At 74.7% G+C, this 11,689-nt stretch carries 9 protein-coding genes; 6 read left to right on the top strand and 3 right to left on the bottom strand.

Annotation, left to right across the window (positions count from 1 at the left end; genetic code table 11):
* Nucleotides 1–4: 4 nt before the first annotated feature.
* From ABFX46_RS15795 to ABFX46_RS15785, 3 genes are all read left to right on the top strand, one after another.
* Nucleotides 5–1,726, top strand: coding sequence for a TRAFAC clade GTPase domain-containing protein (locus ABFX46_RS15795; protein WP_346042880.1), 1,722 nt, complete (start codon nt 5–7; stop codon nt 1,724–1,726).
* Between the two features lie 110 nt (nt 1,727–1,836).
* The gene (locus tag ABFX46_RS15790; protein WP_346042879.1) at nt 1,837–2,463 is read left to right on the top strand and encodes a malonic semialdehyde reductase; all 627 of its coding nucleotides are present in this window, start codon (nt 1,837–1,839) and stop codon (nt 2,461–2,463) included.
* 63 nt (nt 2,464–2,526) lie between these two features.
* The gene (locus tag ABFX46_RS15785) at nt 2,527–3,774 is read left to right on the top strand and encodes a multidrug effflux MFS transporter (protein ID WP_346042878.1); all 1,248 of its coding nucleotides are present in this window, start codon (nt 2,527–2,529) and stop codon (nt 3,772–3,774) included.
* Between the two features lie 90 nt (nt 3,775–3,864).
* Here ABFX46_RS15785 and ABFX46_RS15780 read toward each other — a convergent pair whose 3' ends face one another.
* Nucleotides 3,865–4,476, bottom strand: coding sequence for a TetR/AcrR family transcriptional regulator (locus ABFX46_RS15780; protein WP_346042877.1), 612 nt, complete (start codon nt 4,474–4,476; stop codon nt 3,865–3,867).
* A gap of 112 nt (nt 4,477–4,588) precedes the next feature.
* Between ABFX46_RS15780 and ABFX46_RS15775 the strand changes: the two genes are divergently transcribed.
* Nucleotides 4,589–5,569 carry a phosphotriesterase family protein gene (locus tag ABFX46_RS15775; protein WP_346042875.1) on the top strand — a complete coding sequence of 327 codons (981 nt, stop codon included), beginning with the start codon at nt 4,589–4,591 and terminating at the stop codon, nt 5,567–5,569.
* Here the strand turns inward: ABFX46_RS15775 and ABFX46_RS15770 are convergent.
* Both ABFX46_RS15770 and ABFX46_RS15765 read right to left on the bottom strand, forming a co-directional pair.
* The gene (locus tag ABFX46_RS15770; protein ID WP_346042873.1) at nt 5,559–7,289 is read right to left on the bottom strand and encodes an ABC transporter permease; all 1,731 of its coding nucleotides are present in this window, start codon (nt 7,287–7,289) and stop codon (nt 5,559–5,561) included. The two genes, ABFX46_RS15775 and ABFX46_RS15770, sit on opposite strands and share 11 nt — an antisense overlap.
* 1 nt (nt 7,290) lies before the next feature.
* Complete coding sequence (locus ABFX46_RS15765) at nt 7,291–8,016, bottom strand: ABC transporter ATP-binding protein (protein ID WP_346043194.1); 726 nt, start codon at nt 8,014–8,016, stop codon at nt 7,291–7,293.
* A 150-nt stretch (nt 8,017–8,166) separates the two neighbouring features.
* On the opposite strand from ABFX46_RS15765, the gene ABFX46_RS15760 reads away from it, so the two are divergent.
* Nucleotides 8,167–9,252, top strand: coding sequence for a S1C family serine protease (locus ABFX46_RS15760; RefSeq protein ID WP_346042871.1), 1,086 nt, complete (start codon nt 8,167–8,169; stop codon nt 9,250–9,252).
* Nucleotides 9,253–9,365: 113 nt separating this feature from the next.
* Nucleotides 9,366–11,642, top strand: a complete 2,277-nt coding sequence (locus ABFX46_RS15755) for an FdhF/YdeP family oxidoreductase (RefSeq protein WP_346042870.1) — start codon at nt 9,366–9,368, stop codon at nt 11,640–11,642.
* Nucleotides 11,643–11,689 lie beyond the last annotated feature (47 nt).

Genomic DNA, 11,689 nt, shown 5'->3' with positions numbered 1-11,689 from the left:
GCGCGTGCATCCGATCATCGTGCTGCTGCTGATCGCCGTCTGGCTGGGCGCCATGTGGCTCGGGTTCATGTACGTGTTCCCGGTGCTGTTCGCCGCGACGCTGGTCGTCGCCGGGGCCGCCGCGCTCGGCGTGTACTACCTGCACGCGTGCCGGACGCTCGCGCCGTCCAGCCTGGAGGGCCCGTCGCCGGTCGCCGCCCCGGACGTCGCCTACCGGCACTACCTGCTCGGCCAGGTGTGGCGCGACTGGTGGACGATCAGCCGCACCGTCGTCCCGCAGGTGTACCGGACGGCCCGGGCCATCGTCGTGCGGCTCACCCGGACGCTCCTCGGCGGCCCGTGGGGGTTCTTCGTCTTCCCGGTCTGGCTGGCGCTGTGCGCGGGCATCGTCGCCGCCGCCGTCCCCGCGTCGGTGTTCGTGCTGGCGCTGACCGTCCTGTACGGGGTCGTCGCGGCGATCGGGCTCGCGGGGTGGCTGGCGTGCGTGCTGGTCCTCGCCGCGGTGGAGCGCGGCTTCATGATGTACGGGCGGATCCTCCAGACCTGCCCGCACCCGTTCTGCTACGAGCGGATCGGCCTGCCCGAGTACGAGTGCCCGGGCTGCGGGGCGCGGCACCGGCGCCTCGCGCCCGGCGCGGGCGGCGCGTTCCGGAACGTGTGCCGCTGCGGGGCGCGGCTGCCGACGACCGTTCCGCTCGGGCGGTTCCGGCTGGCCGCGTACTGCCCGCACTGCGGCGGCCGGCTGCCGGAGCGGATCGGGCGCGTCCGCGTGGAGCCGCTGCCGTTCGTCGGCGGCCCGGCGGCCGGCAAGACCACGTTCATGGTCCTCGGCATCCGGGCGCTGCACGCGCGGGCCCGCGCCGTCCACGGACGGCTGGCGTTCGTCGAGCAGCGGCACGCGCAGGCGTACGCGGGCGCGATCCGCGAGTTCCAGCGCGGCGGGCGGCTCGCCAAGACCGGCCCGGAACTGCCCCTCGCGACCATGGTGGACGTCGAGCTCCCGGGGCGCGCGCGGCGCATCCTGTACCTGTTCGACCCCGCCGGCGAGCACTACACGGGCGCGACGGAGGTCGAGTCGCTGCGCTACCTGGACCACAGCGAGGCGCTGCTGTTCATCGTGGACCCGTTCGCCCTCCCCCACCTGCGCCGCGCCCTCACCGGCGACGAGCGCGACCTCATCGACCACGCGGCCGTGTCCTCGGAGGAGGACCCGGCCGACACCCTCCAGCGGGTGCTGAACGACCTGCGGTCCCGTCCCGACCAGGGGCGGCAGAAGCGGGTCGCCGTCGTCGTCACCAAGACCGACCTGCTGGTCCGCACGGAGGTCGGCCGCTGCCTCGGCGAGGACGCCGACCTGCGCGACTGGCTCGGGCGCGTCGGCCTCGGCAACACCGTCCGCACCCTCGACCAGGTCGCCGCGCAGGTCCGGTACTTCGCCTCCGGCCTCGGCACCGAGCCGGCGGACGTCGCCGAGCTGCTCGGCTGGGTGACCGGGCTCGGCCCCGCCGGGACGTCCAACGGCGACGGCCCGCTCACCGACGCGCCGCAGGAGCCGCCGGGCACCGCGCCGCTCCGCGCGCCCTGGCCGGTGCGGGGGCGGGGATCCGGCCGCGTGCCCGCCGGGTACCAGGTCGGACGCTGGGCCGTGCTGGCCGGGGTGTCGGCGCTGACCATCGCGACCGTCACCGGCGCCGTCGTCGCCGCGGCCGAACGGTTCCCCTTCTAGGGCCGTGTGACCGGCGCCGTGTGACCGACGACACTTCCTGACATGGAAGATAACGCAACGTCGTCGGCTTCAACCTCTCGGACCACCTGATTCCTCGCGAGAGGCACGAAATGACGACCCACGAGACGACGACCGACGCGCACCAGCCGCTGCTCACCCTTGACGACGCCGCCCAGGACGTCCTGTTCCGCGGGGCCCGGACCGCGAACACGTTCACGTCCGAGCCCGTCACCGAGGAGCAGCTCCGCGCGATCTACGACCTGGTGAAGTGGGCGCCGACCGCGATGAACGCGCAGCCGCTCCGGATCGTCGACGTGCGCTCCCCGCAGGCGCGCGAGCGGCTCGTCCCGCTGATGAGCGAGGGCAACCGCGCCAAGACCGCGACCGCGCCGCTGACGCTGATCGTCGGCGCCGACGAGGACTTCCACGAGCACCTGCCGGTCACCTTCCCGCACCGGGAGGGCATCCGGGACGACCTGCACGCCTCCCCCGGCCGGCCCGCGATGGCCCATTTCAACGCCTCGATCCAGCTCGGCTACCTGATCCTCGGCATCCGCGCCGCCGGCCTCGCGGCCGGTCCGATGGCCGGTTTCGACGCCGGCGCCGTCGAGAAGGAGTTCTTCCCGGGCGGCGGGATCCGGCCGATCGCGGTGGTGAACGCCGGCAAGCCCGGCCCGGACGCCTGGTTCCCCCGCAACCCGCGTCTCAGCTACGACCAAGTGGTCACTACTGTTTGAGTCCATCCCGAGTGCGCCCGGCCGTGAACGCACGGCCGGGCGTCCCGTCGTCCTGGAGACCGCATGACGAAGACGGCCGACCCGGGCGCCAGGCCGGGGAACCGCCGGCTGGCGCTGATCTTCCTGCTCGGCGCCCTGACGGCCGTCGCGCCGCTGTCGATCGACATGTACCTGCCGGCGCTGCCCTCGCTCACCGGCGACCTGTCCACGGGCGCGGTGCAGGCGCAGCTCACACTGACCGGGTGCGTCGCGGGCCTCGCGATCGGGCAGGCCGTCGCCGGGCCGCTGAGCGACCGGCTCGGCCGGCGCCGTCCGCTGCTGGCCGGGCTCGCCGCCTACGCCGCCGCGTCGCTGCTGTGCGCCGCCGCGCCGACGGTGGAGACGCTCATCGCGCTGCGGGTGGTGCAGGGCGCCGCCGGGGCCGCCGGGATCGTCATCGCGCGGGCGATCGTCCGGGACCTGTACGACGGGATCGCGGCGGCCAAGTTCTTCTCGGTGCTCATGCTCGTGAACGGGCTCGCTCCGATCCTCGCGCCCGTGCTGGGCGGGCAGCTGCTGCGGCTGATGCCGTGGCCGGGCGTGTTCGCCGTCCTCTCCGGGATCGGCGTGGCGCTGTTCCTGGCCGCGCTGGCCGGGCTCAAGGAGACGCTGCCGCCCGAGCGGCGCGAGACCGGCGGGCTGCGCGCGACGGCCGCCACGTTCCAGGCCCTCCTGCGCGACCGGGCGTTCGTCGGCTACGCGCTCACGATCGGCCTCGCGTTCGCCGCGCTGTTCACCTACATCTCCGGGTCGCCGTTCGTGCTCCAGGACATCTACGGCCTGTCGCCGCAGGGGTTCAGCATCGCCTTCGGCGCCAACTCGCTCGGGATCGTGGCCGCCGGGCAGGTCGGCGGCCTGCTCGCCGGCCGGGTGCCGCTGCGGCGGCTGCTGGCCGCGGGGCTCGCGATCGTGGCCGCGGGCGGGCTCGGCCTGCTCGCCGCGGTCGCCGCGGACGCCGGCCTGCACGGGGTGCTGCCCGCGCTGTTCCTGGTCGCGACGGGGCAGGGCCTGATCCTGCCGAACGCCACGGCGCTGGCCCTGTCGGGACGCCCGCCGCGCGTCGCCGGGAGCGCGTCCGCCCTGCTCGGCGTCGCGCAGTTCACGCTCGGCGGCGCCGCCGCGCCGCTCGCCGGCATCGCCGGCCCGGACACCGCCCTCCCGATGGCCGTCTCGATCGCCGCGCTCGCCCTGCTCGCCGCAGCGGTCACCGCCACCGCCACCCGCGAAGCCGGCGTGAGCGCGATGTCCACCAAGGTTCACCGGGTCCGTTGACCTGCGGCGTGTTGTTGTTATGAGCGCGTCGAAAACAACAACACGCCGCAGATCAACGAGGCGGGGGCGGTCGGCGTTCGCGGAGCGGCGCTAGTCCAGGGCGGCGAGGATGAAGCCGGCCACCTCGTCGGCCAGTTGGGCGGCGGTCTTCGGGCCGTCCGGGCGGTACCAGGACGGCAGCTGGTTGACCATGCCGAGCGCCACGATCGTCACGGTCTCGGCGGGCGTGGCGGTGCTGAACACGCCGTCCCGCTGGCCCTGCTCGACGAGGCCGCGGAACATCACGTGGTAGCGGCGGCGGTCGGCGCGGACCGAGCGCATCCGGGCGTCGTCCAGCCGGTCCTTGTCGCGGGCGAACACCTTCGCCTCGTCGATGTGCTCGGCGGTGCTCAGGATCAAGCCGGTGAGCACCGCGCGGACGGCCTCGCGGGGCGGCAGCCCGCGCGCCAGCACCGCGCCGAGGTCGGCGAGCTGGCGGGCGATCAGCGAGTGGTAGATCTCGTAGAGGAGGTCGTCCTTGGAGTCGAAGTAGTGGTAGAGGGCGCCCTTGGTGACCTCGGCCGCCTCGACGATGCCCTGCACGGACGTCCCGTCGAAGCCGCGCTCGGCGAACAGCCGCAGCGCGGCGTCCAGGATCCGCCGCTCGACCGCGCTCTGCCGGACGGGCGCGGTCGACTCCGGCACCGGTACCGTGTCCGTCACCTGGGCACCTCCTCGGGGAGCGGGCATTGACGGGGGTGCGCCCCGCGTCTTAGCTTGCCAGAAACCGACTGGTCGGTATGCACCCGGCGGCGCGAATTCCCGAGGAGAGCCGATGCCCGCAGTAGAGACCGTCCGCGGTCCCGTCGACGTCACCGCCCTGGGACGCACGTTCATGCACGAGCACGTCTTCGTCCTCAGCACCGAGAACGTCGAGAACTACGGCCTCGGCGACTGGTGGGACGAGGAGGAGAAGGTCTCCGACGCCGTCGCCAAGCTGCGCGAGCTGGTCGACCGGGGCATCACCACGATCGCCGACCCGACCGTGTGGGGGCTCGGCCGCTACATCCCGCGCATCAAGCGGATCGCCGAGCAGCTGCCCGAGCTCAACATCATCGTCGCGACGGGCATCTACACCTACAACGACATCCCGTTCCAGTTCCACTTCCGCGGCCCCGGCGCGATGCTGGACGAGGGCCCCGACCCGATGATCGCGCACTTCACCCGCGACCTGACCGAGGGCATCGCGGGCACGGGCGTCAAGGCCGCGTTCCTCAAGTGCGCGGTGGACGCCCCCGGCCTCACCCCCGGCGTCGAGCGGATCCTGCGGGCCGTCGCCGGGGCGCACCGGGAGACGGGCGCCCCGGTCACCGTCCACACCGAGAGCTCGGTCCACGCGGGCCGGACGGTCGTCGACATCCTCGGCGAGGAGGGCGTCGACCTCGCCAAGGTCGTCATCGGGCACGCGGGCGACAGCAACGACCTCGGCTACCTGATGGAGCTGGCCGACACCGGCGCGATCCTCGGCATGGACCGGTTCGGCCTCGACATCATCAACCCGACCGGGGACCGGGTCGCGACGATCGCGTCCCTGTGCGAGCGGGGGTACGCCGACCGGATCGTCCTCAGCCACGACGCGAGCTGCTTCATCGACTGGTTCGGGCCCGACCCGGCGACCGTCCCGGCGATGCAGCCGAACTGGAACTACCGGCACATCAGCGACGACGTCCTGCCCGCCCTGCGCGCCGCCGGCGTCACCGACGCGCAGCTCGGCCAGATGCTGGTCGACAACCCCCGGCGCTACTTCACCCGCTGAGCGCCCGCGCGACCGGCCGGGTCGCGGCGCGCCGGACGGGCACGGCGGTGAGGACGGCGACGGCGGCGAGCGTCGCGGGGACGACCGCGGCGAGCCAGAGCGCCGGAACGCCCGCGCCGCCGTGCCCGCCGGCCGCGGCCAGCGCCGCCGCGTGCACCAGCAGCCCGAGCGGGACGCCGGCGAGCGCGGCGGCGGCCGCGGGCAGCAGCTGCGCCGCGCAGAGCCCCGCCGCGACCTGGCGCGGCGTCGCGCCGAGCGCCCGGGTGAGGGCGGCGGGACGGGCCGTGTCGAGCGACGTCGTCCAGGCGGTGAGGACCGCGTTGACGGCGGCCAGCAGGAGCAGTGCGAGCGACAGCACGAGGACGATCTCGCTCACCCGCTCGGTCACCGGGTTCCCGGCGCCGGGCACGAAGTCGGGACCGGCCGCGCCCGCGTCCTTGCGCGCGACGTCCCGGTGCAGCGCGAGGGCCGCCACCACCATCGCGACGGTCACGGCCGTACTGGCGGCGGCGAGCCAGGTCCGGCGCGGGCGGCGCGCCGCCACCCGGACGCCGAGCAGCAGCGGGACGGGCAGTCCGGCCGACAATGCGACGAGCCGCGAGCGGCGCGGGGCGCGCACCGGTTCGGTGAGGGCCGCCACCGTGCTGATCCGGGCCCCGCGCAGCGCGGGGACGGCGGTCGCCGCGACGGTGACCGCCAGCGCGGCGAGCAGGACGGCGGCGACGACGCCGGGGCCCGGCGCGGGCGCCGCCGCGGTGCCGAGCAGGCCCGCGTTCGGCGCGGTCAGCGCCGGCGACACCGCCCAGCCGCCGAGCAGCCCCAGCACGCCCGCCGCCAGCGCGACCGCGAGGTGCTCGGCCAGCAGCACGGCGGCGACGAGCGCGGGGGTCGCGCCGGCGGCCTTCAGCAGCCCGACCCGCCGGCCCTGCTCGGCGAGCCGCCCGCCGACCAGCAGCGCGACGCACAGGCCGGCCAGGATCGCGAGCGCCCACGTCCCGGCGAGCAGCAGACCGTTGGCCAGGCGCAGCTCACTGGTGGCGTAGGCGGCCATGTCCTGCGCGGACCGGACGCCGGGGTGCGCCGCCGCGAAGGCGGGCGCGGCCTGCGGGTCGGCGAGCCGCAGCGGCATCGTCCACCGCCTCTCGGCCGCCTCCAGGCGGGCGGCGTCGGCGCGGGTGACCCAGACCAGCCCCGGCGAGGCGGACGGATACGGCACGCGCCCCGTCGTCACCGCGACGCCGGAGACCGTGAACGCCCGGCCGCCGAGCACGATCCGGTCGCCGGGGCGGACGCCCAGCGCGCCGGCGAAGGCGCGCTCGACCACCGCCGTCCCGGGGGCCGTCCAGCGGCCGTCGGTGACGTAGGGCCGGTCGAGGCGGTCCGGCGCCGTGGCGCGGCCCTGCGCGACCGCGTTGACCGCGGCGCCCCGCGCCCGCAGCGTGGTGGACAGCACCGGGTAGGGCGTGCCCGCCTCGACGACGCCGGGAGCACGGGCGAGGTCCCTCAGCGCGGCGGTGTCCGCGGCCGTCGCGACCGCGTCCGGCCCGGCGGTGGCGGCGCGGGTCCGGTCCCAGGGGTCGTCGGCGGCGCCCCGGACGAGCAGGCCGAGGGTGAGCGTCGCGGCGGTGGCGGCGATGATGATCAGCAGCAGCAGCGACTGGGCGGGGCGGCGGCGCAGGTCCCGCAGCGCCAGCCGCAGCGCGATCAGCGTCCGGCCCATGTCAGAGCGGCCCGGCCAGCGAGCCGAGGTCGCCGGGGCGCCCCGCGAGGACGGTCTGGTCGACGAACGCGCCGTCCCGCATCGTGATCAGCCGGTCGGCGGTGCCGGCGATGCGGGAGTCGTGGGTGACGACGACGATCGTGCGGCCCTCGGCCCGCAGCGCGGCGAACAGGCGCAGCACGCCGGCGGCCGCGGCGCTGTCGAGGTTGCCGGTCGGCTCGTCGGCGAGCAGCAGCATCGGGTCGTTGACCAGCGCCCGCGCGACCGCGACGCGCTGGCGCTGACCGCCCGACAGCGCGGCCGGCAGGTGCCCGGCCCGGCCGGTCAGGCCGACCCGCTCCAGCAGGTCCATGGCGCGGTGGCGGGCGGCGCGCGCGGACGCCCCGGCGAGCAGCGCGGGCAGCTCCACGTTCTCGCGCGCGGTCAGCTCGTCCACGAGGTGGAACGCCTGGAAGACGAAGCCGATGCGGCCGCGCCGCAGCCGGGCCGCCGCGGTCTCGGAGAGCCGGTCGATCCGCCGGCCGCCCAGCCACAGCTCGCCCCCGTCCGGCCGGTCGAGCCCGCCCAGCAGGTGCAGCAGGCTGGACTTGCCGCAGCCGCTCGGCCCGATGATCCCGACGGTCTCCCCCGCCGCGACCCCGAGGTCGACGCCGTCCACCGCGCGGACCAGCGCGTGCCCCGTCCCGTAGTGCCTGCGCAGGCCACGCGCCCGCAGGACGTCCTCCACGCTCACGTTCTCCCTTCCCGGACGGGTCGGCGAGCCCGCGCCACCCCCCTAACGGTCAGCTATATAGATAGCCGTTAGCTATAAGGGGGTCAAGGACTATTCGCCATGAATCGGGAATCATTGGAGGAATCAGCGGGAGGAGGCACCGAGGTGAGCGAGTACCCCGTGCGTCGCGGTGTCCGCGCCGCACTACCGATGCTCCTGGTCGCCCTGCTCGCCCTCCTCGCCCCGGGCTGCCGGGTGATGGAGAACGGCGGGCCGCAGGACGTCCCGCCCCCGGTGAAGACCACCGCGAAGAAGCAGGGCAAGCCCAGCGGGCGCAAGCCCGGCGTCGTCAACATCGAGACCGAGCAGGACCTGAACGGCACCCGCGCCGCCGGGACGGGCATCGTGCTCACCGCGACCGGCCTGGTGCTGACCAACAACCACGTGATCAAGGGCGCCACCACGATCAAGGGGACCGACACCGACAACCGCCGCAGCTACCCCGCCGTGGTCGTCGGCTACGACCGGGCGGGCGACATCGCGGTGATCCGGCTGACCGGCGCGGCGCGGCTCAAGACCGCGACGTTCGCCTCCGCCGCCGAGGCGAGCGTCGGCGACGTGGTGACCGCCGTCGGCAACGCGGGCGGCAAGGGCGGGACGCCGTCCGTCGTCACCGGGAGGATCACCGCGCTGGACCAGGCCGTCACCGCCCGCGACGACAACAGCGGCACCTCCGAGCGCCTCACCGGGCTCATCGAGACGAACGCGCCGATCAAGCCGGGCGACTCCGGCGGCCCCCTCCTCAACACCGGCGGCCGGGTCATCGGCATCAACACCGCCGCGTCCGCCGGGCTCTCCACCAAGGGGACCAAGCCGAAGAAGGACCACCGCGGCTACGCGATCCCGTCCGACCGGGCGCTGGAGATCGCCCGGCGGATCCAGCGCGGCGAGGCGTCCTCGACCGTGCACATCGGGCCGACGGCCATGCTCGGCGTCAAGGTCCGCTCCAACGGCCGCTCCCCCGGCGCGCTCGTCGCCGAGGTCGTGCCGGGCACGCCCGCCGAGACCGCCGGCATCCCGGTGGGCGGCGTCATCGTCGCCTTCGGCGATGACACCGTCGACTCCCCGTCCACGCTGACGTCGCTGATGTTCGCCCGCCACCCCGGCGACACCGTCCGCGTCGAATGGACCGACCGGCAGGGCGCCCGCATGCGGGCCGCGCTGCGCCTGACGGAGGGCCCGCCCCAGTGACGGCGCGCGCGGCGGCGGCCCGCTTCCATCCTGCGGATCCGGAAGGGCCGGAAACGCCGCGCTCGTGCGACAGTGTGGGAGAGACGACCGCCGACCAGGAGGATGTGTTCCCCATGACGCGCAAGGCGCCCACCGGTGACTTCGACGACTCGGGCCTCGAGGTCACGGAGCCGAAGACGTGGGCGGCGGGCGTCCCGGGGGTCACCGCCGCCCTCCGGCAGTCGTACGAGCAGATGGGCGTCCGGCGGACGGCGCTGACGCTGCTGCGCGTCAACCAGAAGCAGGGGTTCGACTGCCCCGGCTGCGCGTGGCCGGAGGGCGACCACCGGCACGTCGCCGAGTTCTGCGAGAACGGCGCGAAGGCCGTCGCGGAGGAGGCGACGACGCGGCGCGTCACGCGGGAGTTCTTCGCCCGGCACACCGTCGCCGAGCTGGGCGGGCGGTCCGACCACTGGCTCGGGCAGCAGGGGCGGCTCACCGAGCCGATGGTGAAGCGGGCCGGGTCCGAGCACTACGAGCCGATCGGCTGGGACGAGGCGTTCGGGCTGCTCGCGTCCGAGCTGAACGCCCTCGAATCCCCCGACGAGGCCGTCTTCTACACCTCGGGCCGGACGAGCAACGAGGCCGCGTTCGCCTACCAGCTGTTCGCCCGCGCGTTCGGCACCAACAACATGCCGGACTGCAGCAACATGTGCCACGAGTCGTCCGGGTCGGCGCTGAGCGAGACGATCGGCATCGGCAAGGGCTCGGTGCTGCTGGAGGACCTCTACCAAGCCGACCTGATCTTCGTCGTCGGCCAGAACCCGGGGACGAACCACCCGCGGATGCTCTCGGCGCTGGAGAAGGCCAAGAAGGAGGGCGCCCGGATCGTCGCGGTGAACCCGCTGCCCGAGGCGGGGCTGATGCGGTTCAAGAACCCGCAGCGCCCGTCCGGGGTGACCGGGCAGGGCACGGTGCTCGCCGACCGGTTCCTGCAGATCCGGCTGAACGGCGACCTGGCGCTGTTCCAGGCCCTCAACCGCCTGCTGCTGGAGTCGGACGCGCCCGAGGCCGTCGACCGCGGCTTCCTCGACGCCCACTGCCACGGGTTCGAGGCGTTCCGCGAGCACGCCCTCGGCCTGGACTGGGACGACGTCCTGGAGGCGACCGGGCTGACCCGCGGCGAGATCGCCGCGACGCTCGGCGACGTCCTCACCGCGAAGCGGATCATCGTCTGCTGGGCGATGGGCCTCACCCAGCACCGCAACTCGGTGCCGACGATCCGGGAGATCGTCAACTTCCTGCTGCTGCGCGGCAACATCGGCCGCCCCGGCGCGGGCGTCTGCCCGGTGCGCGGCCACTCCAACGTGCAGGGCGACCGGACGATGGGCATCTGGGAGAAGCCGAAGCCCGCGTTCCTGGACGCCCTCGCCGCCGAGTTCGGCTTCGAGCCGCCGCGCGAGCACGGCCTGGACACCGTCGACGCGATCCGCGCCATGCGCGACGGCCGGGCGAGGCTCTTCCTCGGGATGGGCGGCAACTTCGTCCGCGCCACCCCCGACTCGGCCGTCACCGAGGCCGCCCTGCGCACCTGCCGGCTGACCGCGCAGGTCTCCACCAAGCTGAACCGCTCGCACGCGGTGACCGGCGAGCTGGCCCTGATCCTCCCGACGCTCGGCCGCACCGAGCGCGACGACCAGGACTCGGGCCCCCAGTTCGTCTCCGTCGAGGACTCGATGGGCATGGTCCACGCCTCCCGGGGCCGGCTGGCCCCCGCGTCCGAGCACCTGCTCTCGGAGGTGTCGATCGTCTGCCGGCTGGCGAGGGCCGCACTTCCGGACTCGGGCATCGGCTGGGACGCCATGGAGCGCGACTACGACGTGATCCGCGACCACGTCTCCCGCGTCGTCCCCGGCTTCGCCGACTACAACGCCCGCATCCGCGAGCCCGGCGGCTTCACCCTCCCGCACGCGCCCCGCGACGAGCGCAGGTTCCCGACCGCGACCGGCAAGGCCAACCTCACGGTGAACCCGCTGGAGGTCCTGCGGGTCCCGGAGGGGCGGCTGCTCCTGCAGACCGTCCGCAGCCACGACCAGTACAACACCACCATCTACGGCCTCGACGACCGCTACCGGGGTGTCAAGGCGGGCCGCCGTGTCGTGTTCGTCAACCCCGCCGACCTGGCGGACCTCGGCATCGCCGACGGCGCGACCGTCGACCTGGTCTCCGAATGGTCGGACGGCACCGAGCGCCGCGCCCCCGCCTTCCGCGTCATCTCCTACCCCACCGCCCCCGGCTGCGCCGCGGCCTACTTCCCGGAGACCAACGTCCTCGTCCCCCTGGACAGCACCGCCGAGGTGAGCAACACCCCGACCTCCAAGTCCGTCGTCGTCCGCCTCGAACCGGCCTGACCGGTCCCGCCCGCGCGGGTCGCGGGGCGGGCGGGGGCGGTTTAGGC

This window comes from Actinomadura chokoriensis (assembly GCF_039529475.1).
Classification (GTDB): Bacteria; Actinomycetota; Actinomycetes; order Streptosporangiales; family Streptosporangiaceae; genus Spirillospora; species Spirillospora bangladeshensis.
This window is presented reverse-complemented; position numbering and strand designations above follow the sequence as displayed.